The following is a 26,847-nucleotide window of genomic DNA, read 5'->3' as shown; positions in this document are numbered from 1 at the left end:
AATTGTAAATTTCCATTGGATATTTTCGTTTTCCCAGTCACGATGCTCATCAAATTTTTTTATTTTGAAGCCAGGTGTAATTACGGAATTTATTATATCAATTAGGGTGTTTTGAAACCGCATACAATCATATGGAGTACATATGAGATTAAGCCCTATCATATATAATCAATTCTACTCAATAACCCACTGAATTCCTTAAAATAAGAATATTCTCCTGAAGGAATCTACAATTTTTTTCAATTCCTCTATTTTTACACCAAACAACTGCGCTGAAAGCATCGTACAGATCGTAAAATGGCAGCACTCTTTCCAGATCCAACATAGGTCGAATTGATTCATAGCCTTTAATATACGGGATCTTAGTTCTCGGATTGACTTTCCAAATATATCGATTCACTTTTGTGAAATCTATTTCCGAGGAACCGCTACGAGCGCTCTCGAAATCAATAATAACAGCAACCTCGTTACCATTCACCAATATATTACCTGGTCTAAAATCCATGTGAACAATGCATGGTCCGTCAGGATGCGGTAAAGCAGAGAAAACACCATCAAAGTGATGAATACATCTCTCATACAATTCAGAGTCGAGAATTTCTTTACAGGGCTCTTTCCACTTTTCAAAGTTACTTTTGATATATAATCTCCAATTATTTTGGTCAAGTAACTTAAAACCATCAGTTCCATGGTAACCATACCCAGAAGTTTTAACCTCATGGAGCATAGCATGATACATGCCAATCTGATTAGAAAGATGCTCATCCATCTCTCCTGTAAAAGGCATACCTTGAAGTGCTGAAAGGAGCAACGCTCCAACAGCACTTTCATCCCCGTACCAAATGTCCAATACCTTAGGAATAGGTATTACACCCTTTAATCGTTCGAGGATCTGAAATTCACGGTATAGTTTATCCTTATTAAATGGGATTTTCACAAATACATTTTCTCCACTGACAAGAGTAAGTTTGTATACATCAGAACTATATGACTCTGGAACATCTTCAATATGTAAGACCTTCAACTTTAGCTTTTCTATAACTTTCAGAATGGTATTCATATGTCGCCTCCTGTTTTGGAGAATACATGGCTTAAAAGGCTGATTATTTTTACTCATACTTACTGTTCTTTTCGTTTGAAAAACATCTTGCCAACCATAAGTCCCATAGCAGATGAAATGATCAGATATCCAAAGAACAAGAAAAGTAAATAAACACCATGAAGGTCTGCAGGAATCTGTTTTACACCTTCAAACCAAACCAAACGAAAAGGATAAAAAATGACTACCCAAATGATTAGCAAGAAGAGAAGAAAATTAATTATTTTTAGCACAATTACGATCCTTTCAAGTCTGAGTGGAAAAAGTTGAATGTACATGCTTCATTTTTCATTTCGCATTACCTCACCACTGCCCGCACTATAATAGTAAACATATGTATTGGAATTGCTATGTTAATCTATAAAACTACAAAATTATAACAGGAAAAATTAGGGCATTTCTTATTTTTCATCAGATCCTAAATATACGTTAAATCCTTCCATAATTTCAACATAAATTAATAAGCAAACGTAGATATTACGATATGCTATAACGTACAAGAAAACAAAAAAAGTCGCTAAATTTAGCGACTTTCAGTTTGCAGAAATTTATTGAGTAACAATAATCGGACCATTTTTAGTAAGAATAATCGTATGTTCAATTTGAGCGACATGGCTGTTTTTAGTAGCAAAGGTCCAGCCGTCTCCGGTCTGGAATACTTCTTCTTCTGAAGTTGAGACAAATGGCTCGAATGCAATAACCATGCCTTCTTTTAACAATTCATCATCCGATGGATCATTATAATTATAGATGTGGTCAGGGGCTTCGTGTATCGCACGTCCAACACCATGCCCCGTAAGGTTTTTAATAACCGTTAGTCCATGCTGTCTGGCCGTTTGGAATACCGCTTTTCCGATTCCACTTTTTTTGGAGCCCGGTTTTGCTTTCTTAAGTCCTGCTTCGAATGCCAGTTTAACAACGTCGCATATTTTCGTTAATACTTCTTCACCTTCGCCTACGACAAACGAAATTCCCGTATCTGCGAAATAGCTGTTCTTGGAGCCGGACACATCAATATTCACGATGTCCCCTTCTTGAATAACCCGCTCTCCCGGAATACCATGTGCCACTTCTTCATTAACACTAATACAAGTAAATCCCGGGAAATTATATTCACTTTTTGGAGCAGACACTGCACCAGCTTTCTCAAAAAGTGCTCCAGCTAGATCGTCAAGCTCTTTAGTTGTTATGCCTGGCACTGTTTTTTGTACCAATTCATCTCGGATAGCACCAACAATTTTTCCGATTTCTTTCAAACCATTAAAGTCTTCTTCTGTTCTTGCGATCATTTTTTCTACCTCACTATCTTAATCATCAATTAATTAATCATATCCAAAGCAGCATAGCTTCGCAACTTTTTTATCAATATTGGGCTATAATTGCTCACTTATCGGTTTCCCTGATCTTGTTGATTATGTCTGTCAGAACTTGAATATCGCCACGGTTAGCAGCATCCAAATGTCATGAGTCATGATTGTCACATAAATTCAGTTTTATAAAAGTGACTAGTCGGTGGAGTTCATCAAAACAGAAAAAAAACGAAGGTCAATGCCTTCGTTTTTTCTATTATGCTTATTTGGAAAGTGACTGCGAAAAAAGCCTCCAGTGATCCTACGTCCTCTTTAAAAACGGAGCCATACGCTCATCTCACCAGCCTTGCGATTCCCCCACAAATAATAGGGAATGGCCTTAAAACGTACAGCCTTTCTCTGATTAATATAAGAACGGTACGGTATCCCGTCTAACCATAAATTGCTGTCATCAGGCACGAGACCATCGCCTTCTATGATGACACAACCACCTAGTAGATCTGGATCAGCATACTCCGTTAATTGTGGCTCCGCAGCCAACGTGATTGTAGTGAGCGGGGCTCCATTGTCTGCTTCTTCGATGCAATACACGAGCGGGCCGCGTTGAATGGCTACTTTGCCAGCATCTGCCCGAATGGATGGGTGTGCAGCAATTAAATTTGGCTTAACCGGAAGCAACCACTCTACTATATTTCCATCTGACCAACTTCTCTTTATTTTTGCGTACCCATTCTTAATATGAAAATCTTGTCTTTCTCCATTCACCTTCAACACGGGCTGTTCCTCCTGGAACCAATCCGGTATACGTAGCGCAAGTTCAAATTCGACAGATTCGCTATCCTTGGGAAGCTGAACCGAGAATTCAACATGACCGTTCCAAGGCAGATTAGAACGTTGATGCAATGTGATTGTACTGTCGGCAAGTTGAAAGGAAACTTTGCTTCCAATATACAGATGAGTATAGATCGATCTCTCTTCTTCTGATATATCGTATATATAATCGTCCAATGAACTTAGTAAGCGTGAGACATTTGGAGGACAGCAGGAGCAACCGAACCATTTTTGTCGGACGGGCTTGACGTGATGTTTATCCGGATTTTTCAGACTTGCTTCTGGCCATACCTCAAGTGGATTGACATAGAAGAAATGCTTCCCATCCCTAGACATGCTACCGAGAACATTGTTGTACAGCGCTCGCTCCATAACATCTGCATATTCACTCTTCGCTTCCAATTGAAGCATGCGGCGCGCCCAGAAAATCAAACCAATGGAAGCACAGGTCTCTGCGTATACGGAATCATTCGGAAGATCGTAATCAAACGTAAAAGCTTCCCCGAGATGTGTCGAACCAATGCCGCCGGTAATGTACATTTGTTTGCCTGTTGTGTTCGACCAGAGTCGTTCACAGGCCTCCTTCAGTCCGTCGTCACCTGTTAATCTCGCAAGATCAGCCATCGCTGTGTACATGTAAACTGCCCGAACAGAGTGCCCAACCGCTACTTTTTGCTCACGAACAGGAAGGTGAGATTGATACATTTCCAGATTAGGCGTTCCATGGGACCAGATGTTTGTCCGGTTACCACCTTCCCACTCCTTGATAAAATAATTAGGCTGTTTACCACGTTCATCTATGAAGAACCGACTAAGATTCAGATATCGCTCTTCACCTGTAATGGTATGAAGCTTGACCAATGCTAACTCAATTTCCTGATGCCCGCAGTAAGCTCTTATCTGTCCGGGCTTGGGTCCGAACATACGATCAATCAGATCAGCGAATCGGCAAGAGATCTCCAGTAATCTACGCTTGCCTGTCGCCTGATAATACGCTACTGCGGCTTCAATTAGATGACCTGCACAATACAGCTCATGCGCTTCATAAAGATTGGTCCATTGTCTCCCAGGTTCCTGGATTGTGAAATAGGTATTCAGATAACCATTGTCATGTTGAGCTTGAGCGATCAATTCAATAGAATCATCGGCGATCTGCTCCAACCTCGGATCGGGATGGTGACGGAGCGAATAAGCAACGGCCTCCAACCATTTGTAGAGATCACTATCCTGAAATACCCAACCACCAAAATCGCCTTGCTCCAAGCCAGCAGCAATACGGAAATTTCGAATGGCATGACTAGGTTCAGCGTCCTCCACCCTGTCGTTCAGAGCTTCCCATTGATAGGGAATGACTGTTTCTCGTACAAGATCAGAATATGTATTCCAAAATTGGTCTTGAATTTCGATTTGCTTTTGTCCCATTACACACACCTCGAATTTATAAAATTTGACTCTTTACAACGTCGAGTATATGCTTTTTCGTAAAGCGATAATAGTAATGGAATAAGCTTTTTTCTATACAAAATGACACTGAAGATGAGGTTAATTCATTGGACAAAGAATTCATTGTTGCGTTACAAACCCCACCCCTTCCATATTACTGGGAATCTGGTCGTTCAACGTTTCGTGCAGGAGACCGTCATCCGAATCGAAGAAATTTCGGCCTGTTTGATGTGTTGCTCGTGGTCGATGGAGAACTACATATCGGTGAGAACGGGACGGAATGGACACTTGCTACAGGTGATGCACTAGTATTACTGCCGGAAGGTGAGCATTACTCGTTCAGGCCCTGCGAACAGGAAACAACGTTTTACTGGGTTCATTTTGAGCATGTGGACTGGCATCAAGGTCCCTTAATAGAAGAGTCGGAAGCAGCAATTCCGCTATCGCCATTTGATAAGCCTAAGTCCATACGAATACCTAAGAAAACCACATTGCTAAACCCCCAGCTCGCATTTGATATGATGCACCAGCTTGTACTATTGCCCGTGGGAGAATCCTTCTGGGAGAAGCAACAGCTGCTATTCCGTTTTTTGGCTATACTCGAAAATGGCACCTCAGATATGGCCAAGACACCTGCTTCACGCCTTGCTGAGAGCGTAGCCTTATTTCTGCAACAGAACTACCAAGAGGAAATCACCAATGAAACTCTCTCGTCAGCATTGCACTTCCACCCTAGCTACATCGTTCGTTGCATGAAAATGAAGTACGGTGTGACACCTGTTCAATATTTACATCAATTCAGGATAGAGCGGGCCAAACAGCTTCTGGTTTCGACGGAATGGTCGATAGATCGTATTGCGACTGAAATAGGATTTCAATATTCTCCCTACTTTTCTACCTGTTTCAAGCGAAATGTTGGAATATCTCCCCTTCTGTTTCGCAAGAAATATCTGAACTAGTGAGACAAATTCATGAACTTGTTAGGATACTGTGTGTAATTACGAGCAGACCGAAAACAACCTGCACTTTTTTTCTATATATTTTAAATAACATAAAATAACTTCATTGGGTAACACTACAAACAAATTTTCCAGTTTGGAGTGAAGCCTGTGAGGACATCCGCAACAACAATCAGTACCTCTGAAGTAATAATTGTAGTTATTAACTCCATCCTTGGTGCAGGAATACTAACGCTTCCTCGTACAATTGGCAAGGCGGTAAAAACACCAGATGTATGGATCTCCGTCATTCTGGCTGGTTTGATCGTAACGACAATCAGCCTTCTTCTTGTAACGTTATGTCGCAGATTCCCCGGTAAAACGGTGTTCGAGTTTATTCCTGAAATCACGGGAAAATGGATTTCTTATCTGTTAGGAATTCTAATTATCGTATATTTTATTGTTCTATGTTCATTCGAAGTCAGAGTCATGGCTGAAATTACAAGTATGTACATCCTTGAGCGTACCCCTAGTTGGGTCACCATTATGGTTAGTTTGTGGATTGGTATTTACATGCTAACGGGTGGTCTTATGGTCATCATTCGTGTCTTTTCAATCGTTCTGCCCGTTACGCTGGCATTGCTCGCACTGGTGTTCCTTTTGAGTACGAAAATGTTTGATATCAATAATCTCAGACCCATGCTGGGTGAAGGGATTATGCCTGTATTGAAGGGACTTAAGCCATCTTGTCTCTCCTATTCCGGATATGAAGTTTTGCTCATCGTCACAGCTTATATGACAGACGTGAAGGCAAGTAATAAGACGGCTATTTTCAGCATACTTATATGTACGATTATATATATGGTAACAATTGTTACAGTCGTGGGGAATTTATCTCTGTCGGGTGTTGAGACACGGATGTGGCCAACGTTTGATATGGTTCGGAGTTTTGAAATTGAAGGATTTTTATTTGAGCGCTATGAATCGCTTTTCATCGTATTTTGGCTAATGCAAATTTTTGCAACCTATGCCTTCAAGCACTATTTTGCATCCATTGGTATACGAGATTTGTTTCGTCTCAAAAATATTACCGGAATACAATTTGCGATGTTACCCGTGCTCTATTTGATTGCTTATTTACCCAAAAACCTGGAGGAAACGCTAGCTTTGGGCGATTTTCTTGGTAATATGTCCATTTTTTTATTTGGTTTGTTACCACTGCTGCTGCTGATTCTTAGCTTTGTTCGTAAGAAAGGCGGGAAGCAAGCTGCTAGTGGAAACCTTAAGGTAAGTTAAATGTTGGGTTGTATAATGCATGGTGTGATTCGTACAAAAAAGAAAAAAAGCCGCTAAAATAGCGACTTTCAAGGAAAGCGTGATTATTTATTGAAAGTAACTTTCTCTGAACTGCCTTCAAAAATGATTGAAGTGTCCCTCGGTTTCGACTCCGCAATTTTACGACCGCCTCTGAAGGAATACAGTACACCGGCTTGTTTGCGAACAGCCTCATACTCGTTCTCTGCTTCAAGTACGATAAAGTTAGCGGGTTTGCCTTCTTCAATACCGTATACATCTTCAATGTGTAACGTTCTTGCGCTGTTTTTGGTAATGAGATCAAGCGAATTCACGATCTGGTCGTAACCAAGCAACTGCGACGCATGAATCCCCATGTGCAGCACTTGTAACATGTTGCCCGTACCCAGGGGATACCACGGATCGAAGATGTCATCGTGACCAAAACATACATTCAGACCTGCTTCCTGCAACTCTTTAACACGTGTCAGACCTCTTCGCTTCGGATACGTGTCGAAACGTCCCTGCAGGTGAATGTTGACTAGCGGATTGGAGACAAAGTTCAAATCAGCCATCTTAAGCAGGCGGAACAACTTGTACGTATAAGCGTCATTATACGACCCCATTGCTGTTGTGTGACTTGCCGTTGTGCGTGAACCCAATCCACGTTCGTAGGCTTCCTTGGCAACGACTTCTACGAAACGAGATTGCTCGTCATCGATCTCATCGCAATGAATATCAATGAGCCGATCGTATTTTTCAGCCAGATCAAACGTAACTTTCATGGAATCAACGCCGTATTCCCGCGTGAATTCGAAGTGTGGAATACCACCGACCACGTCAACGCCCATTTTCAGTGACTCCTCCAGCAATTCCGCACCGTTTGGATAAGAGTGAATGCCTTCCTGTGGGAAAGCAACAAGCTGAATGTCCATATATGGAGCCATTTCTTCTTTGACTTCAAGCATCGCTTTAACTGCGATCAAGCTTGGATCTGTAACGTCCACATGAGTCCGTACATGCTGGATGCCCTGTGCCAATTGCCACTTTAGCGCCGTTTTGGAACGTGTTTTGACATCCTCAAGCGTCAGGGATACCTTGCGCTCTGACCAGCGTTGGATGCCTTCGAACAGCGTTCCGCTTAGATTCCACTCCGGCTCGCCTGCTGTTAGCGTTGTATCGAGATGAATATGAGGTTCGATAAATGGTGGCAGTAGAAGTGATCCGTTGACATCAAGGATCTCTTCATTGTCGGTCACTTCCAGTGATTGTGTGATTTGTTCGAACTTCCCGTCTTTCACAACAATACTCCATAATCCTTCTTTACCCCGCAATTTTGCGTTCTGTATAATCATTTATTTTCCCCATTTCTTTGGATTCTTTGGCAGGAACAATCAACATCAAGATGATATAAGCTACTGCTGTACCAAGCAGTGCATTCAATGGTGTTACGCCAGGAGCCAGTTGAGCGAATGCCACGCCGATGGCCCAAGCGACGAGCGCTACCCAGTTTACATTTTTGAAAGACATATCCGCAAAAGGCTTATAGTTTCTACGTTTCACAATGAAGTAATCTGCAATAATAATAGCTCCGATGGATGGTATCGCCGCGCCAAGTACGTTCAGGAAACTGACGAAGTTGTTGTACATCCACATGGCGAATACGGTACCGACGATGCCATTAACAACGACGAAGAATTTCTTTGAAATTTTGGTGATGTTGGCAAAACCAAGACCTGAAGCGTACAGTGCATTATCGTTGGTCGTCCAGATATTCAAGCCCAGAACGATGATCGCCGGGATGATCAATCCTTGCAGGAACATGACCTCCGAGATATCAGCCAGGTTATACGCCATTGCGCCAACTGCTCCGAACAGAAACATAAGCGAGTTGCCCAGGAAAAAAGCAATAACGGTTGCGGTAACTGCCTGTTTGGATGTCCGGGAGAACCGGGCAAAATCAGGTGTCAGTGTTCCGCCACTGATGAATGATCCGATACAGATCGTTAATGCTGCCGCAGCAGTAAGTGACTGAGTCGGCGTGTAATCTAGCAACCCTTGCAGACCACCCAGCGAACCTGCACCTTCCAACATGGAATAACCACCGAGAATGGCAATCGCAGGAACTGCGATATAACCTAGAATGACGAGTGACTTCATACCGAAGATGGCCGATGCCGTCATGGCAAGTCCAAATATGATGATCAACAGATACACGTTCCAGTCCATCGCTTTCGCGACTGGAATGGCGAACATGGCTACGCCGACTCCGAACCATCCGACCTGTGTGAAGCCTAGCAGGAACGAAGGCAGATACGACCCTTTTGCACCGAATGCATACTTAGCGAGCAAATGTGTGGACAAGCCTGTTTTGGCAGCGATATGGGCCAGTGCCCCTGTATAGATACCAAGCACCAGATTACCTGCAAGCACGATGCCAATGAACTCCATGAACGTCAAGCTGACGCCCAATGTGCCTCCTGCCAGCATGCTTGCTGAGAAAAATGTAAAACCGAGCATGACGGATAACGTCTTCCAAAAGTTGTTTCTTTGTCCTTTCGGCACCGCTTGCCATGAAAACTCTTGATCTTGTTTGCTCATCAGAATACCCCCAACATAAAGTGTATCTGATACCAAAAAAAGCAGAAAAAAGAGGCTACTTCATCAGGTTTTACACTGACAAGTAGCCTCTTTTTGTATCATAACCCGCGCGAAGACACAGAGCATCCCATGTCGGGATATGCCCTGATTCTCGCGTGATTATGAAATCCGCTGCCCTTGCCAGCCTCTCTGGACTGAATTAAAGGTACCAGTATTCAATTACATTCTATTATTTTGGAAAAACCTGCAGTTGTCAATGTCATTATTATCCAACGGTTATTAATCCCTTATACAGCAAGCTGTTTTTTTGTCGTAATCACCTCTCGGCATTAGCTCAACCGAATTCGTATAACAACTGATTATTCATATCAGACCTCGGATCCATATCAATTACGCTCCACATCAGAGTTTGGTAGGAGAATCCTGAAATTCCAACTAGATTTATTAATACAACAGCCAATACAACAAACAGGATGTCTCACAAGTCATAAATATGACGGAGGACATCCCTACTTAATGTGATTTTGTGCTAATGAACCTGTAAATAAATAAATTTTATTTATGTGTGCTTAATAATTCTTCAAAAGCTTTTATATTCGTGTCAAAATCAGGAACGGTTTGTGTTTCTTCAGCAGATTTGACCAGCTTTACAACCAAATCATTATAAGGTGTCGCAATTCCGGTGCCTTCTGCTTTGCTTGAAACTACCCCGTTAATATAATCAATTTCCGTTTTGCGGTTCTTCTCCAGATCTTGAAGCATGCTTGCTTTGAGCAGTCTGGATGGCTCCATCACGTAACGTAATGTTTTCACCCGTTCAGGGATATCATCTTCGCTGTTCAGTTCGAGTGAAGCGATGTCGAATCCATTCATTTTAACCAATGTGACCCCATTAGCACGAGCAACTTTAATCGTCTCGTCTGCAATATGAGCTGCACTCACAATGCCGGCTTCATGATCAATAATGTCCCCATATTCCCCATTCAATGCAGCTGACAACCCACTGAATGCATTGTTGATCAGCAATTTGGACCATTTGGTTCCAACCAGGTTATCGGAAATATGTGTTCCGCCCACAAGGTCTAACACCGATTTCACTTGTTGAATTCGTTCAGTGATTACACCATTCAATTCACCAATTTGAAAAGCATACTGCTTAAATTGCGTGTACTCCGTTGTGAGACTGGATACACCTGGTTCAATAAACGTAGCGCCAAACTCAACAGAGCCTGCGATGACGCGTTTTTCACCAACAATAGAAGCGACTTTTTCTTCCGGAATCCCGTTCTGCAACGAACACACCATGCTGTCTTCTTTCAAGAATGGAAGTAATTCCTGAAGAATGGAGTCGTTATAGAGTTGTTTGGTCAAAAGTAAAACGAGGTCATATTGTCCCGATTTCTGATCAGGCGTAATGGCTTTTACTTTTGCCTGAAACTCCGTAGTACCCGTCACTTTAGCACCCGTCTGATTTAAAGCTTCAACATGCTCCTGATATGCATCAATTAACTCAACGTCCATTCCGCCATCCGCCAGGTATGCACCTACGATGGTTCCCAATGATCCTGCTCCTACAATTGCAATTCTCATTTTATTTTTCCTCCTTATTTCTCTTCCAGGTAGTTGTATACAGGTTGTGCAGCGTTCAAGGTTAAGTTGGTAAGGATATGAGAAGCGGACACAACTTCCAACACAGGCAGATCTGCCAGAGGTGCCAATGCATGTTCGAACAGTTGCAGCCGCGCAGGTCCTGTCCAAGCCTCTTTTACTTCGATGTCCGTAATCTGAGTTCGGATCAGATCACATACTCTTAAATTCCCGGTATAGTCTGTCGCAATCTTAATCATAAAGTTAGGTCGGCATATCTCATGTTTGGCGAGTTCTTTATCCATCTCTACATGTTTATATCCCATCGTTGCCGTGGCTACACGCAGCGTTCCATAATCAAGTGTGCCGACAAGTGTATCTGAATCGGTATACAACTTTGGTGCGCCCAGCTTTTTCGGATAGGCGGTGAGTTCTCGACCACTTGCAATCGCGGGGAAATTGTCTACATACATCGAATGCACATAATCGCCCTCCTCCCCATTGAATTGCACAGGGATAACTTGTCCAGCTTCCGTGTAGGCGCCCAGTCCAGATACATCGGGCATCCACATCACTTCGAATTTAACCAAAGGTTCAGTAATTTCCAAAGGCTCGGGCACGGCTGCCCGCAACGCTTTTTCATCAGTTCGATAAATAATGTTCAAGTATTCACGATTCACGAATTTGTACGGTGGCATTGGATATGCCGGAGCCGTTAGGGGTGTATTCAGATTTTTAGTTATGTTATTCACATCGATTTTCATCAAAGACACCTGCCTCATACATTAATTAAGTTTTGTTATATAAAAATTTGAACTGTATCTCATAAAAAAATTCTACATCAATATTTAAATTTAATATAATACATAATAAGTACTATATATATTTATCAAAATAAATAAGAGGTGCAGACAAATGGAATTGCTTCAGCTCAAATACTTTCAGACCGTTGCCTATACTGAACACATCTCCAAGGCAGCTGCACAATTGAATATTGCTCAACCTTCCCTAAGCTTGACGATTAAACGACTTGAAGATGAACTGGGTACGCCTTTATTTCACAGGAGAGGACGAAACATTCAATTAAATGCCTCAGGTGCAATCTTATTGAAACACGTAAACCGAATTTTTATTGAAATTGAAAATGCAGAGATGGAGATTAAAGCGGAGGAACATCATATATCCAATACGATCAGGATCTCCATTACGAATACCCGCTTCCTCACCGGTCTCATAAGTGACTACATCAACGCTTCTCCTGATACCAAGCTCCATCAAGGCATAGGAACGCGCGCTGAGATTATTACAGGTTTGAAGAAAGGTGAGTTGAATCTGGGCATTACGGGGCATCCGATTCAGGATGAGGAAATTGAGAGTGTTGTGCTTGTCGAGGAGGATATTGTTCTGGTTGTGCCAACAAATCATGCATACGTCGGAGAGACAAGCATCTCATTGAGTGTTGTTGCAGATGAGCCCTTTATTTCGCTTGCAGATAATAAGGAATATAGCCGGTTTACAACCACCCTCTGTGAGAAAGCAGGCTTCCTTCCCAACCTTGCATTTGAGGTCGATTCTCATACCCTGCTCGAAATTATCAGACTTGATCAGGGTGTTGCATTACTTCCTATCTCCGTATGTAGAACACTCGGGTTAAGCTATGTAGAAATTGCTGATGATTCAGCGATATATCCAATTAGCCTCTCCTGGGTCAAACAAAAATGGTTATCCCCTTCTGTTGGAGAATTTCGTGATTTTATTACTTCGTACTATGAAGACCATGCTGGCTTGTTTAAAGTGCAATAGAATATCTTCCTAAATGACATATGGTAATTGTTAAAAACAAAGACCACGTTAATCCTTTTGAAGGAAACGACGTGGTCTTCTATCGATATCTGTTCCTAGTTGAACTGTAGTCTATCCTTGTACCAAACGTCTGGAATCATCTGACGCTCCAGTTCCAACAATTCACGGATGATCTGGTCCGCGTCATGGATGGAACTCACGAGCGGGTCAGTGAGCATCGCTCTTCGCAACTTCTCATAGCTCTGTTCTAGCACAGCTTCCACCGTAAGTTCATGCGTATCCAGTACAATTTCTTGCATCCCTCTGATCCCACGCGGCATCTCGCCTACATGGAGTGGTCTCACACCATTCATATCTACATCGCATAGTAGTTCCAGGAAGGAATCTGCATTCATATTGGTTACCGCACCTTGATTGAGTGTATTGACAAAGAACTTCTTGCCCAAATTTCCCACCATATTTTCAATGATATCGGTCGCATGATCCGGGCCAAATGTGTTCATATAGTCGGCAATCGGTATAGTACCTGCAAGGAAGTCATCCACCTGCTGCCACATCTCATCATGCCGCTGATACCTGTCCTCTGTCTCCCAGATTGATAACGGTGGAATCGTGTCCGTTGTCTTGCCAAGCCCTTGCCAATATCGAACGTATTCCTTCGTATGTGCCGTGCAAGTAGGAATGATTCCGAAAATATTATACAGTTCGTAGGTAATGGCATCGTTAAAAAGAGCTTTGGCTCCCCGATCACCGCCGTTGTTCTCTTCACCTGCCATCTTGCGCATGGCTTCTGCGATCGTGGGCATCACATTGTTTCCTTCATACTCGGCTTTGAGCAGCCAAGTGAAATGATTGACTCCAGCGATGCGGAAATCGAATTTTTGGTCAATTTCTGTGGTGAACTGACTGTTCTCTTCAATGATGCCAGCTCTTACCGCGTAATAGGCTTTTTTATGCGGCATATGATGACTATCGCACAGCGCAAACGACTTAAGCTTCGGTGCATAGCGATGTAATGCGATGCCATGAACGGTTGACGGGTTAATATAGTTGATCACCCAGGCCTCTGGACACAGTTCCTCAATATCCTTGGCACATTCCATAATCACCGGCAATTCTCGCATCGCGCGAAAGATCCCACCAGGGCCGATCGTATCACCAGAACACATGCGAATCCCATATTTTAGAGAGACTTGGCAGTCGATGCCACGATATTTCACCGATTGCTCCGCAAAGCTGAGTACAACGAAGTCAGCTCCGGGAAGTACCTTTCTACGGTCGACCGAGCCCTCGATCTTTAAAGATACGTTGTTCTGCCTAGCGACCATCTCCGCCAGAGTTACCATTTTCGAGAGCCGTTCCTCGTCCGTATCGACCAAAGCCAGCGTGCCCTGATTCAAATAGGGGGAGTGAACCATCTGCCAGATGGACTGACGACCGAAAAACAGGCTTCCTGCGCCAATAACGACTACTTTCGGATGCTGTGTGCTTATATCATTCATTAAGTACCCTCCTTGTAACGATATAAGTTCATTATAGGGGAGTGGGATGGAATCGGAATGTGTGATAGTTTTCAAAAGATGTCAAATCGTACGATAGTTAACAAAGGGTAATTCCTTTGATATGATAGGGGAAAATGAAAGATGTCATAAAGTAGAGAGGATTCGGCTGAATTCGATGCAATCGGGAACTGTAAATATGAGTATAATCGACGAGCTTTCGGAGTATGTCACGCTTCGCATGAGCTCTTATCTGGAACAAACGCATGACAGTCATTGGATTGAACATAAGTCACATTCCGATTACGATCTGTGGTTCATTACATCAGGTTCTGTCAAGATTACCATCGCTGGAGTCGAGCATATGGCGGCCACGGGGGACGTCGTGTTTTTTTATCCGGATATGCCCTACACTGCTTCCACGACAGGAGAGCTTTGCCGGTTCATATACATACACTTTGATTTCAGCATCGCTGATCAAAAAAGGATTCTTGGCGAGTTCCAGCTCCCTGGCATCGTACCTGGTAACCTGATTCAGGAGGAATCAACGCTGTTCACCTCGTCCTATCGAAGGTTCAAGCAGAGTAGCGGCACTTCCGGAAGTCCACTCTACATGAAAGCCGCTCTTCTTCTCGTGATCGCCAAAATTTTCGAATTACATGGGCAAGGCTTCTATCACGGTGAATTTTTGAAAGACCGAAAACCGAGGAAAATTGAAGCGAGTCTGGAAGTTCTACAGAACGTATTCCCATACGTGGATGCGAATCTGCATCGTGCCATTCGAGTGAATGAACTTGCTGTTATTGCTGGCGTCTCTGAGAAATATTTTATTTCTTTGTTCAAAAAAATTCTCGGTATCACACCGGGGCAGTACATTAATCAAATCAAAATGAACCGGGCCAGAGATTATCTGTACGAGAAAAAATATACGATCCAGCAAATTGCCGCATTTCTGGGCTATCCCGACCCCTTTACGTTCTCCAAAGCATTCAAAAAATTCTACAATGTGCCTCCTTCCAAATTCGAATAACAATAGACAAAAAAAGAGGCAACCTGTCAATCCGGCTGCCTCTCTACCTTGGTGAATCATTAGAATCATTGGTTATTCATGGTTTAATTAGGGTCTAGATCCTTCAGCGCTCCTCATATTCAAAGGGTGCTTCACTCGAATAGATATCATGGAAAAACCCCTTAAATGGTATATCCTCTTCCAGACATTTAATGAGATATAACAGAACCTCGTCATCTTCTTCTGGTTCTTCCCCTTCGCGTTGCGCCACCTCAAAATGATCCAAAATATTCTCCAGAAGGCTGACTTGAATAAATAAAGGCAGCTTCTCCAGCATGGCATCAGAAACCTGGGTTTCTGAAGTGTATCCTGCGAGCACGGTTTGGAAATACTCATCCATGAACTGTTTACGTTTGTCTGCATCAGCTTCAAATTGAACCCAACCGACTCCGTTCATCCACAGACTTGCGAGGTCAAACATGTACCAGCCCAAACAGGAATTGTCGAAGTCATATACCGTGATTTGTCCCGTATCAAAATTGATCGAATAATTCCCGTCATTATAATCGAAATGGATCATGCCCAATGTCTCCTGGCTCGACCCCAATTCTTTTACCACTTGGAGAAGTTCCGTCATTCTGCTTCTGAGCAAAGAGAATGATTCAGGGACGAACCTCTCGATATACTCCGTGTTATATTTGTCCAAAAAATGATGCCTGCGATGAACGGGAGCATAGCTTTTGGATAGCTGATGCATTTTGCCCAGGACTTTACCGCTATTATAGTAGTATTCCGTAAGCGGAACCCCTTCACGATACTGATAATGGTTCTCTACCAGCAACTTTCCCTTTGCCTTATTAAACAGGCTTACAAAGAACTTATGCTCAGCATAAGTGATCTCTTCCAGCAGATGGCCATTCTTGGAATTCATTACATTCGAAACACTGGCTCCATGATCAAATAAATACCGTACATACTCCAGTTCGGCAATGTAATCTTCACGCTTTCTGTCAGGCAAAAAAGACACTCGTAGAATTAGCGATTCACATCCCTCTTGCTCACAGGTGTATACGACATTCCGCCCTCCCTCATGAGGAGGAATAAGCTGAATATTGTACCCCTCCAGATGAAACAACTCGGTTACCACCGACAGTACATGTGTATTGCTAATGTTAACAACCTCGTTAAATTTAATAATGATCTCCTCCAGTAAACATTGTTGGGACGGTTTCCCGTACTGCAATGTTCACAAAAGGAATCTCTGTAACGCAAATATCCTTTTGTGAACCTAAAGCACAATCACCTTGTTAGACATTGAATTCACTCCTTTTGTTTTAATATCGCAATTCTACATAATTATTCCTAATTTTACTAGTGCAAAATAAAGACCGCCCATGTGGGCGGCGTGTAAGAATTTTTATGATTACAGGGTTTCTCCGTTCGTTTCAATAACTTGTTTGTACCAGTAGAAGGAATCCTTGCGGGTCCTTTCCAATGAACCGTGTCCTGCATTGTCCTGATCCACGTAGATAAATCCGTAACGTTTACCCATCTCTGAGGTTGAACAGCTAATGATATCTATAGGTCCCCAGCTCGTGAATCCCATCAATTCTACACCGTCAGCGACAGCTTCTTTCATCTGCTCAATGTGGCTGCGCAAGTAATTGATGCGATAAGGGTCATGCACTGTTCCATCCTCTTTCAGTGTGTCGGTAGCACCCAGCCCGTTCTCAACGATGAAGAGTGGCATCCGGTAACGATCATACAATCGGTTCAGCGCGACGCGAAGACCAATTGGATCGATAGGCCATCCCCATTCGGTAGCTTTCAGATGAGGGTTTTTGATCTGACTTACCAGCATACCCGAGTTGCTGTTGTCATTCGGGTCATATTTTCCGATATACGTCATGTAATAACTGAAAGCAATAAAGTCCACGGTATTTTCCCGAATAATGGCATCGTCGTCAGGAGCTTTAACCAGTTCAATGCCGTTTTCCTCAAAATATCTTTGCATATAGGATGGATATTCGCCTCTTACCTGCACCTCTGGGTAGAACAGGTTCATCTGATCTTCCTTCATCGTCTGCAACACATCTTCCGGTTTACTAGAGGCAGCATACGTTTCCAGACGACAGATCATGCAGCCAATCTGAGCATTTGGCATCTTCTCTTTGCCACTTTTGACAGCCAGTGAGCTTGCTACAAATTGATGGTGAGTTGCCTGATAGGCTACCTGCTCCGGTGTCCCTTTAATTTTATCTTCCAGAATGCCGCCGCCAGTGTACAGACTTGTCAGCATCATATTCATTTCATTGAAGGTAATCCAGTATTTCACTTTATCTTTGTAACGGTCAAACAGCGTGTTGGCAAATTTCAGATACAGATCGATCATCTCACGGCTTTCCCAACCGTTGTATTTACGGGTTAATTCTACGGGCATTTCGTAGTGTGAGATCGTTACGAGCGGTTCAATCCCGTATTTCAGCAGCTCGTCCAGTACGTTGTCATAGAATGCCAGACCAGCTTCATTAGGAGCTTCCTCCTCTCCTGTCGGGAAGATGCGTGTCCACGCGATGGAAAGTCGGAATACCTTGAATCCCATCTCTGCAAACAGTGCGATGTCTTCTTGATAGCGATGATAGAAATCTACGCCATTCCGCTTGGGGAAATAGACGCCTGAGTTACCACTTAGATATTGTTCTAGCTGAACCGAATCCACGTCGAAAGTGAAATCTTTCCCGTTACGCTCTTCATGAGGGATATAAGGCGCCATATCTGAAGTAGAAAGTCCTTTGCCATCTGCGTCATAGGCCCCTTCGAGCTGATTGGCCGCGGTAGCTCCTCCCCATAAGAATCCTTTAGGAAATGAGTGTTTAATTGTTTTTGTCATGTGGTTTCTCTCCTTTTTTGGGTGAGTACAAAGTTGTTTTATATTGCTCGTAAATCCTTTTAAAAAAAGTACGCCTTCATACAGCTGTTAGCGAACAGTGAGGAGAAGCAATTCATTCATCGGAATCACCCCCTTCACCTGAACCGGTACCACATCAAGGTAATCTGGTGTATTGGTTACGATGACCGGTGTGACCGGATTAACCCCAGCATCCCGGATGCCATCCAGGTCGAACGCCAACAGCAGATCACCCTTCTTCACTTCTTGTCCTGTAGTAACCTTGACGTCAAAAAATTTCCCTTTGAGCGACACACTGTTCAATCCAACGTGAATAAGAATTTCAATCCCGCTCGTCGACGTTAACATGACCGCATGTTTGCTTTTGGCAACCATGGTGACGATCCCGTCAAATGGGGCTGTCACGCGTCCTTCTTGCGGAAGAATGGCAATACCTTTTCCGGTCATCTCCTCAGCAAAGGTTTTGTCCGGTAGAGATGCAAGCGGCACGACTTCACCAGTGAGCGGGCTGAATACTTCGCCTTTCTTTTCCTCAATTGAATGTACGGTTACAGCTCTTGCCTCTTCATCAGTCACAACAGTGGTGGTGGCTTGATGCGGCTGGGATAGATGCTGAGATGAACCGGATACCACCTTACTATGTGTGTTCTGCTCATCCCACTTGAGCAGTAAAGTCAGTATGAATGAAACGGTAAAGCTGATGCCGATACCGATCAGAGCATACCAGAAGTTAGACATGCCTCCGCCTGGGCCAATATATAACGGAAGGGCCAGCAGTCCCGGCACGGCAAAGCCAAAGCACTTCAAACCAACTGCAGTAATAAACCCGCCGCCAGCGGCCCCACCGATCAGTGAAGCATAGAATGGTTTTTTCAACTTCAGTGTTACCCCGTACAATGCTGGCTCGGTGATGCCGAGCAAGGCAGAGATGCCGCTAGATAAGGCTATGGACTTCATGGACTTGTCTTTTGTTTTGAGAAACACGGCCGCCACGGCACCCGCCTGACTCATATTGGTCACAAGGTTGATCGGCAACAAAAGCACGTCATATCCAAGTTTGCTCAAATTCTGCAACGTACCCGGGAAAAACGCATAGTGCATGCCTGTCATGACGATCAATGGCATTAATCCACCAAGAACAATTCCCGTTAACGGACCTGAATGAGCAAAAAGCCAGGAAGTACCCATTTCTAGATAGATACCGATGTAGTTCCCGAGTGGCCCAATGGCAATGAGCAGAATGGGAACCGTGATGACTAATACAATCATCGAGGTGAAGATCACCTTGACTGGGCCAGGAATGAATCGATCCACCCAGCGATGAACATAACTCAGAAGCCACACACCCAAAATGATTGGAATGACAGACTGGGTATAATTCACAATGGACACGGGCAGTGAGAGAAAACGTATCGGCTCCAGCTGATTTGCCAAATATGCATTCAGGATGGTTGGATACAATAATGTACCCGCGAGGGTCAAGGCAATATATTCATTGACTTTGAACTTTCGAGCAGACGAGACAGCAAGCAGAAAAGGTAAAAAGTAAAAGGCTGCATTCCCTATAGATGACAGAATCTGATACTCTCCACTTGTCTCCTGGATTGCTCCGAGTGTAACCAGCAAAGCCAGAATACCCTTCAGCATACCTGTACCTATGATGGCAGGAAGGATGGGAGTGAAGATACCCGAGATGGTATCCAATACAGCATTAATGCCTTTGGAACGTGGAGCACCTGCTTCGGGTTGCGGCTTGCCATCCGGTTTCAGTTGAACCTCAATCTCTTCATACACGGCCGCGACCTTATTTCCGATGACGACTTGAAACTGGTCACTCTGAAATTGGGCTCCGAGCACACCGTCCAATGCTCTCATCTGCTCAAGCTGAACCTTGTCTTCATCACGAACATTGAATCGTAACCGTGTGATGCAATGCCAGGCTTGCGTTATGTTCCCTTGCCCTCCTGTTAAGTGAATGATTTCTTTCGACAACTCCCGATGATTCATGCTGCTTCCTCCTTTTTTGGGCGAAAAAAAACCAAATGCCAACCCGGCTCGCCGTAGATAGCGGAGTCGGAAACATTTGGTGGTGCCTGATCGAATCAGTAACACTCCATATTCATAATCATGTGGTATAGCTCCAAGCTGGTTGTATTGAGATCAACCCGTGTCGGAACGGGATGTTACTCTCTCGATGTGAATCATGAGGTATACCATCTCATCGGGAGTAATTGCGAATCCGCGCTGCTGCTCCATCTCTTCCTTTATCTTAAGTGCGCACTGGAAGCTGGACGGATATCGCTCCAACAATACGTCATACAGAAACTGCTGATCTTTGAAGGAGAGCACTTCCCTGTTCAATTGTCGAACGATGAAATATCGGAGATGGGTAACGAAACGGGAAAAATCAGTGGTTTCCTGATCCAGTGTCATTCCAAAATGATCCGTCATGATATCTAATATGTCATTAATCATCTGGGTTATCTTGATCGTTTGATTCATACTGCCGGAATCAAACTGCGAATTCACAAAATGAAGAGCGATGGAGCTTGCCTCTGTTGACGGCAAACTTACCTCAAAAGCTTCGTTAATTAGCTCGACGGCATAGGCTCCGATACGGTATTCCACAGGATACAGATGGCGGATATCCCAGTGAAGCGGATTCTGCACGTCCACACCGCTCTTGAAGCGATCCAGCGCAAAGTGAATGTGATCAGCTAGGGTGAGCAGAATGGAATCATTCAACTTTTTACCGATTTGGTTCCGGCCATGCTCAATGATTTGATCGGTGACGTTAATGACTTGCAGCGGGATATCATTAAAAAATTGCTCCAATCGCTGGTATTTGTCATCTGAGCCGATTCGAAATGTTTTTTGAATCTGCTCCCGTTCAATCCATTGTCCTTTCACTTTTTTGAACCCAACTCCGGTCCCGATCACAATGACTTCGTAGCCTTCGGCATCTTCTGCCAGAGCGATGTTGTTGTTTAACGATTTTTTGAACCTCATGATGTTCTCACCCCCAATATGCAAAAAGCACCACCATGGTCCCGGACACAAGTCAAACAAACTTGTGAAATCCAGACTGTGGTGGTGCCTGATCGAATCAGTGACACTCCTTATTTAGCTGTATCTTACACCACCGATGTAATCGTTGTCAATACCAATACTATGGAATTTACATGCAATTCGTCTATGTGTGCTTTGTCTTATTAAATTGACATAAAAGAAGGAATTTTATACATCAATAGGCGTAGATTCCCTTGCATCCTCGTAATAGTATCGAATCAAAATGTCCTGATCGTAGTTACCGAACCCTTTCCCGAAAAGTGTCAGACCACCACGCCCGGGCACCCCTTCTTCCGGCCTTAATGCAAACGTCCAGTAGGTCGATGAATCGAGTTGCAGATCGTGGATACACACATCCGAGATACGTTGGCCATCCATAAACGTTCCTTCTCTGTTAATACGAAGTACCTTCAGAACACCATACTGGTTAACGTCCAATTTCCACCACAGCGGTGTATGCTTGCCTTTCCGATCCCCAAAGTCCCCGGGGCTTGTCCATGTTCCCAGGTCTTTTCCATTAAGGGAGAAACGGATGTCGGAAGGCCAGTTTTCATTAACTTGAGGTGCTTCCGAACTGAGTTCGAGTGAAATCTCAATCTCTTGGAGATGCTGTTCTGTATTCAGATAATTAGGGACTTTATATTCCAAGAACCCGCGTGCCAACCAGAGTATACCCGCATTAACCCGATCCGGGTCCATAAAGCACGCCGGCGTATCATATTGCCCAATCATTTGTGTTGTTGTTGCAATTCCACAGGTGGGCCAGGCTTCGTAATCCGTGTAGTGACCAACTGGAATAGATACTTCATGGTACGGAGCATCAACAGGTTCAGGAGAGAGATTGATCGTCATGAATTCTTGCAGAATAAAGCAGTATTTATATGTGCCCCCATTCTCCCGCTTCATGCGACTGCCTACAATCCCGGCTTTTTGCAGCTTGCTCACATGAGTACTCACGATGGCTTTGCTCAGATACAGTTCTTTGGCCAGCGCATTAATGTGCATTTCTCTGTTCTGCAATAATAAGCGAACGATATTTAGACGGGCCTCGCTTGCGAGGGCCTCGTAAATGATTAAGGACGCGGCATCCGTGCCAAGCATCATGAACTTCACTCCTATATCTCTATAAAATCCATTATATTTAGTGATTTAGGATTCGTTTTTTAGCGAACCCTGTAAAATGAACTTGCTCAATATAATAGCATTATGATACACATTAGATAACAAATCAATGAGTTGATTTTGCTTTTATGCGAATTCAACGTGAAATAAAGTCCATGACGCACCTAAAATTAATTCTATGGAGGTTTTCCCATTGCTTACATCCAAAATGCTTATCGATAAAGACTTTCAGATTGCTGAAGTAGATCCACGTGTCTATGGTTCATTTATAGAACATCTGGGACGGGCCGTGTACGGCGGTATTTATGATCCAGGTCACCCTACTGCGAATGCTCAAGGTTTCCGTCAGGATGCTATTGAAGCGATCAAAGCGCTGAATGTACCTATCGTTCGTTACCCAGGTGGCAATTTCGTATCCGGTTACAACTGGGAAGATGGTGTGGGCCCGGTAGCCGAGCGCAAACGCAGACTTGAACTCGCATGGTGGACGATTGAAACGAATGCGGTAGGTACGAATGAATTTGCAGATTGGGCCAAACTGGTTGGAACCGAAGTGATGATGGCTGTAAATCTGGGTACTCGCGGTATTGATGCGGCCAGAAACCTGATTGAATACTGCAACCACCCATCTGGCACATACTGGAGTGATCTGCGTATCTCTCACGGTTACAAGGACCCGCATAAATTCAAAACCTGGTGTCTTGGCAACGAAATGGACGGCCCTTGGCAGATTGGTGCAATGACTGCATATGAATACGGTCGTATTGCGAACGAAACAGCAAAAGCGATGAAATGGGTTGATCCAGAGATTGAACTCGTTGCATGTGGCAGCTCCAGCCGTGACATGAAGACATTTGCAGATTGGGAAGCAACTGTACTTGATCTCACCTATGAAAATGTAGACTACTTGTCCCTGCATCAGTATTACAATAACAACAAAGACAACACGTATGACTTCCTGGCAACATCGCTGGATTTGGATCAATTTATTGATAGTGTGGCTTCGATCTGTGATTTTGTACAAGCCAAAAAACGCAGTAAAAAGAAATTGATGCTGTCCCTGGATGAATGGAATGTTTGGAAATCCATTGGCACAAGCCGTATGGAAGAACGCTGGCAGATTGCTCCTCCTGAATTTGAAGATGTATACACGCATGAAGATGCATTAGCCGTGGGTTGTTACCTGATTACCATTCTCAAGCACGCCGACCGTGTAAAAATGGCTTGTCTTGCTCAGTTGATTAACACCATTGCACCAATCATGACGGAAAATAACGGAGCGATCTGGTTCCAGACGACATATTTCCCGTTCATGCACGCATCCAACTTCGGTCGTGGTACAGTGTTGCGTTCCATCACTACTTCACCTAAATATGATTCCAAAGACTTTACAGATGTTCCTTATCTCGAAGCAATCAGTGTGCATGATGAAGAGAATGGCACGATCACGATCTTTGCGGTGAACAGACATCTGGATGAGAAATTGGAACTGAATGTGGATCTGCGTTCCTTCGGAGAAACCACATTTGTGGAGCATATCGTATTGGAGAACAACGACTTAAAAGCAACCAATACCAAGGAAAACCCACGCAACGTTCTTCCTCACAACGGCGGGCACACAACCGTAGATCAAGGTAAAGTGCAAGCTGTACTGAACAAAGCGTCGTGGAACGTCATTCGTCTTAAAACCAAACAAGCTTAATCAGAGCGGAATAGAATTTTCTCCTACTCTGCAACATCAGCATTGTTTTTCGCACCGTGTGCAGCTTCCAGCGCGCGGTGCTTTTTGCTGCATAAGGGTAGTCGGCCGAACTACATGGTATCAAAGTTAGATGTTAGACGCGTATTGGAAATCTCAGTTTGTATTCCTCGCAACGAAGTAATTTAACAAACACAGGGAGTCTTATTTAACCCGATTCGGGCGAATTTTAATGGCTTGATATTGACCCGAATAAGGTTTAAGGTTTCTGAGGTTCGTTAGCATTGAGCAAGCATGCGAAATCGAGCTGGTTCAAACCTCATATACAGCATAAGCAAATAAGCCACCCTCCGTTTGGCTTACGGAGAGCAGCTTGTAGTTAAGCATCTAACTGAGAATACAAGAACAGATCAGAAAGAGATCAGATCACCCAACATACTAGCAATCCTTCCTTCCCAAATGCAACGAAGGTTGTGTTCTATTTCACAATTTTCATTTCAAGTATTATCCTCGTTGTGCTTCCTCTTCACCTTCGGCATCTGCCGCAGCCTGGCTTGCTGGAGTCATCAGCCCTTGAACCGCCCCCATAAATGGCTGAATCTGCTTAATCATGCCATACCCCATTTTGACCACAGGTGTAAACCGCTGGATCATGCCAAACAACCGCATACCACCGCCTAACATACCTCCAATCGAGCCTGCACCGCCAAGTCCGCCAAAGCCACCACCTAACAATGAACCTAACATAGGCATGAATGATGATACCTGAGCTTGCCGAGAGATTGAACGAGAAGACATCGACCGGGATCGTACCTGCGACTTACGAGTATTGTTCGTCCGTTTACGCTTTCGAGAGGTTACTGTTTTTCTTGTAGCCTCTGCTTTAGGTTTGCTTTTGCGAGCACTTCCTTCAGATGAGGGTGCTGAGATTGCGGCCTGAGTAAGCTTTCCGCCTCCGGTAATCACTACCCCTGCGTGATTGACACCAGAGATATAGCCAACGTACGTTTCCCCATTATGAAGAGTCACGCAGACTGGACGATCTTTGAGCCGTTTTGCCTTGACGTGTATTTCATTGGTCTTAACCATGGAATTCACCTCACTTGACTTGATCTACTTTAGTCTACGCAATGGGTGGACGACTTGCCTGTGCGAATAACACAACCGTTTGCCGAAGCAGGAAGATTCTGTTAAGGATAATGTGCTGCTACAGATTTCTTGTTTTTTCTCAGATATGCTTAATATACATCTCATTCAAAATATGACCCACATGATAGGTGTGCTCTGTCAATTCAGATTTCACATAGGATGCAATGTCACTCTTTTGGATATCGTACATGACCTCTACTTCTTTAGAAAAAAGAAGGTGTCCCTCCTTCAATTTCTGCTCCAAGGAGGTAATCTGTTTGGGTTGCAGATCAGCTCCGAGCACCTGCTGAAGTGCTTGCACATATGTTTCAAGAGAACGTGCTCCGACAATTTTCATCCCTTGGTTCTCTTCATTTACAATGATAATGGATGGGAAACCTCTAACTCCCAAACTGGCGACACGCTCAAAGTCTTCCTCTAATAAATCTTGTGCAGATTGCTGTGCAGCCGCCTCAACCACTTCTTTTCCATTCAAACCCAGTTGATTGACGATATCCGTCAGCACATCATCTTCTCCAATATTTTGATTAAATGCAAACACGGCTTCACGCGCACGTCTTAAAAATTCATGCTCTTTACCAAGGTGTGTACTCTGAATGACCTTAAATACGCGAGATGGCGGATAGGAAGAAAGTATTGGATTATCGTGCCATAAGGAACCATCAATGGGCATACGTGAATGTTCCCCCACTTCCCTCCAATGCCCTGCAACGTCTGAAGGTTTCTGAATTCCGTTAGCGCCATCCGAGAAACCGTTCCAGTTAGCCAGTAGCCCACCCATTTTGATTTCCAACGTAAAATAATGACCGTATTCCTCAACAAACCGATGAAGCACCGGCTCTAGCGCCCAGCAGTGAGAGCAAATCGGATCTGTTGCGTAATAAATGGTTACCTTTTTCCCAACGTGATTCAGATTAATTTCTTGCATAGCCTCTTCTTCGCTCACACCACATATGCCGGTTTCCAGATCACACATCATAGATTCGTTACTCACATGTATCCCGCCTTTAACTTTATGAATTGATTTCCTTGTGTTAGTTTGATTATAATGTCTACAATCTTCTGAACAAGTACGATTCTTTTTCTGACTTAGTATCAAAAAGTATACTATTGGAGGGTATCAAGTGAAATACGAGTTTAATTTCGATCAGTTATGTCCAGCGACTTATGCATTTCAGGTCATTGGAGGCAAGTGGAATCTTCCGATCCTGGCAATCCTCAGTGAAAATGACTGTATACGTTACAATGAATTAAAAAGAAGATTGCCTGGCATTACCGGAACGATGCTAACGAACTGTTTGAAGGATTTGATTCATTCCGGTATCGTGCATCGGGAGCAATATAACGAGATACCACCGAGAGTGGAATATTCACTCACCGAATCAGGCAAGGAATTGGTTCCTTTAATTGAATCCATGGTCATGTGGGGTCAGAAACATATGACAGCAGGTGTGAAGGAACAAGATATGTAACACCTCACCTTGGTG

The 26,847-nt window shown here is 43.7% G+C and carries 21 protein-coding genes; 6 read left to right on the top strand and 15 right to left on the bottom strand.

All coding sequences use genetic code 11. From position 1 onward, the window contains the following. Nucleotides 1-178 precede the first annotated feature (178 nt). The 3 genes from MKY85_RS14910 to MKY85_RS14900 form a co-directional block, all read right to left on the bottom strand. Nucleotides 179-1,060: an aminoglycoside phosphotransferase family protein gene (locus tag MKY85_RS14910; protein WP_342573225.1), complete on the bottom strand. Its 882-nt coding sequence runs from the start codon at nt 1,058-1,060 to the stop codon at nt 179-181. Nucleotides 1,061-1,647: 587 nt separating this feature from the next. Next, on the bottom strand, nt 1,648-2,388 hold the full coding sequence (gene map, locus MKY85_RS14905; protein WP_339242788.1) for a type I methionyl aminopeptidase: 741 nt from the start codon (nt 2,386-2,388) through the stop codon (nt 1,648-1,650). Nucleotides 2,389-2,721: 333 nt separating this feature from the next. After that, a complete protein-coding gene (locus tag MKY85_RS14900; protein WP_342573223.1) occupies nt 2,722-4,662 on the bottom strand; it encodes a beta-L-arabinofuranosidase domain-containing protein in 1,941 nt (646 codons plus the stop codon). 128 nt (nt 4,663-4,790) lie between these two features. On the opposite strand from MKY85_RS14900, the gene MKY85_RS14895 reads away from it, so the two are divergent. Then, nucleotides 4,791-5,642 (top strand): helix-turn-helix domain-containing protein, encoded by an 852-nt coding sequence (locus MKY85_RS14895; RefSeq protein WP_342573221.1) that lies wholly within the window; start codon nt 4,791-4,793, stop codon nt 5,640-5,642. A 150-nt stretch (nt 5,643-5,792) separates the two neighbouring features. Continuing rightward, entirely contained in the window at nt 5,793-6,917 is a 1,125-nt protein-coding gene (locus tag MKY85_RS14890) for a GerAB/ArcD/ProY family transporter (RefSeq protein ID WP_339242782.1), read from the top strand. An 83-nt stretch (nt 6,918-7,000) separates the two neighbouring features. Here MKY85_RS14890 and MKY85_RS14885 read toward each other — a convergent pair whose 3' ends face one another. The 4 genes from MKY85_RS14885 to MKY85_RS14870 form a co-directional block, all read right to left on the bottom strand. Further along, complete coding sequence (locus MKY85_RS14885) at nt 7,001-8,269, bottom strand: cytosine deaminase (protein ID WP_342573220.1); 1,269 nt, start codon at nt 8,267-8,269, stop codon at nt 7,001-7,003. Continuing rightward, on the bottom strand, nt 8,238-9,515 hold the full coding sequence (gene codB, locus MKY85_RS14880; protein ID WP_342573219.1) for a cytosine permease: 1,278 nt from the start codon (nt 9,513-9,515) through the stop codon (nt 8,238-8,240). The genes MKY85_RS14885 and codB overlap by 32 nt, the downstream gene beginning before the upstream one ends. Nucleotides 9,516-10,070: 555 nt before the next feature. After that, nucleotides 10,071-11,105: a ketopantoate reductase family protein gene (locus tag MKY85_RS14875; RefSeq protein WP_342573217.1), complete on the bottom strand. Its 1,035-nt coding sequence runs from the start codon at nt 11,103-11,105 to the stop codon at nt 10,071-10,073. A 14-nt stretch (nt 11,106-11,119) separates the two neighbouring features. Then, a complete protein-coding gene (locus MKY85_RS14870; RefSeq protein ID WP_342573380.1) occupies nt 11,120-11,866 on the bottom strand; it encodes an acetoacetate decarboxylase in 747 nt (248 codons plus the stop codon). 151 nt (nt 11,867-12,017) lie between these two features. Between MKY85_RS14870 and MKY85_RS14865 the strand changes: the two genes are divergently transcribed. Beyond that, nucleotides 12,018-12,905: a LysR family transcriptional regulator gene (locus MKY85_RS14865; RefSeq protein ID WP_342573215.1), complete on the top strand. Its 888-nt coding sequence runs from the start codon at nt 12,018-12,020 to the stop codon at nt 12,903-12,905. A gap of 95 nt (nt 12,906-13,000) precedes the next feature. Here the strand turns inward: MKY85_RS14865 and MKY85_RS14860 are convergent, their stop codons facing one another. After that, entirely contained in the window at nt 13,001-14,407 is a 1,407-nt protein-coding gene (locus MKY85_RS14860; protein ID WP_342573213.1) for a glycoside hydrolase family 4, read from the bottom strand. A 175-nt stretch (nt 14,408-14,582) separates the two neighbouring features. Between MKY85_RS14860 and MKY85_RS14855 the strand changes: the two genes are divergently transcribed. Then, nucleotides 14,583-15,434, top strand: a complete 852-nt coding sequence (locus MKY85_RS14855) for an AraC family transcriptional regulator (protein WP_342573211.1) — start codon at nt 14,583-14,585, stop codon at nt 15,432-15,434. Between the two features lie 103 nt (nt 15,435-15,537). Here the strand turns inward: MKY85_RS14855 and MKY85_RS14850 are convergent, their stop codons facing one another. The 5 genes from MKY85_RS14850 to MKY85_RS14830 all read right to left on the bottom strand — a co-directional run bounded on the left by MKY85_RS14850 (nt 15,538) and on the right by MKY85_RS14830 (nt 22,494). Then, the gene (locus MKY85_RS14850; protein WP_342573379.1) at nt 15,538-16,560 is read right to left on the bottom strand and encodes a phosphotransferase; all 1,023 of its coding nucleotides are present in this window, start codon (nt 16,558-16,560) and stop codon (nt 15,538-15,540) included. 276 nt (nt 16,561-16,836) lie between these two features. Beyond that, complete coding sequence (locus MKY85_RS14845; RefSeq protein WP_342573210.1) at nt 16,837-18,303, bottom strand: family 1 glycosylhydrolase; 1,467 nt, start codon at nt 18,301-18,303, stop codon at nt 16,837-16,839. Nucleotides 18,304-18,390: 87 nt separating this feature from the next. Beyond that, nucleotides 18,391-20,328, bottom strand: coding sequence for a beta-glucoside-specific PTS transporter subunit IIABC (locus MKY85_RS14840; protein WP_342573206.1), 1,938 nt, complete (start codon nt 20,326-20,328; stop codon nt 18,391-18,393). A 153-nt stretch (nt 20,329-20,481) separates the two neighbouring features. After that, nucleotides 20,482-21,330, bottom strand: a complete 849-nt coding sequence (locus MKY85_RS14835) for a PRD domain-containing protein (protein WP_342573204.1) — start codon at nt 21,328-21,330, stop codon at nt 20,482-20,484. Nucleotides 21,331-21,558: 228 nt separating this feature from the next. After that, entirely contained in the window at nt 21,559-22,494 is a 936-nt protein-coding gene (locus tag MKY85_RS14830; RefSeq protein WP_342573202.1) for an ArsR family transcriptional regulator, read from the bottom strand. A 226-nt stretch (nt 22,495-22,720) separates the two neighbouring features. Between MKY85_RS14830 and MKY85_RS14825 the strand changes: the two genes are divergently transcribed. Then, nucleotides 22,721-24,214 (top strand): alpha-N-arabinofuranosidase, encoded by a 1,494-nt coding sequence (locus MKY85_RS14825; RefSeq protein WP_339243079.1) that lies wholly within the window; start codon nt 22,721-22,723, stop codon nt 24,212-24,214. Nucleotides 24,215-24,715: 501 nt separating this feature from the next. Here the strand turns inward: MKY85_RS14825 and MKY85_RS14820 are convergent. Then, nucleotides 24,716-25,300: a hypothetical protein gene (locus MKY85_RS14820; protein ID WP_342573200.1), complete on the bottom strand. Its 585-nt coding sequence runs from the start codon at nt 25,298-25,300 to the stop codon at nt 24,716-24,718. Between the two features lie 139 nt (nt 25,301-25,439). Then, nucleotides 25,440-26,354 (bottom strand): DsbA family protein, encoded by a 915-nt coding sequence (locus MKY85_RS14815; protein ID WP_342573198.1) that lies wholly within the window; start codon nt 26,352-26,354, stop codon nt 25,440-25,442. Between the two features lie 130 nt (nt 26,355-26,484). Between MKY85_RS14815 and MKY85_RS14810 the strand changes: the two genes are divergently transcribed. After that, complete coding sequence (locus tag MKY85_RS14810; RefSeq protein WP_339242759.1) at nt 26,485-26,832, top strand: helix-turn-helix domain-containing protein; 348 nt, start codon at nt 26,485-26,487, stop codon at nt 26,830-26,832. Nucleotides 26,833-26,847 lie beyond the last annotated feature (15 nt).

Source organism: Paenibacillus sp. FSL R5-0749 (genome assembly GCF_038595085.1).
Lineage (GTDB): Bacteria > Bacillota > Bacilli > Paenibacillales > Paenibacillaceae > Paenibacillus.
Note: the sequence above shows the minus strand (reverse complement) of the source record. Positions and strands in the feature narration are given on the sequence as shown.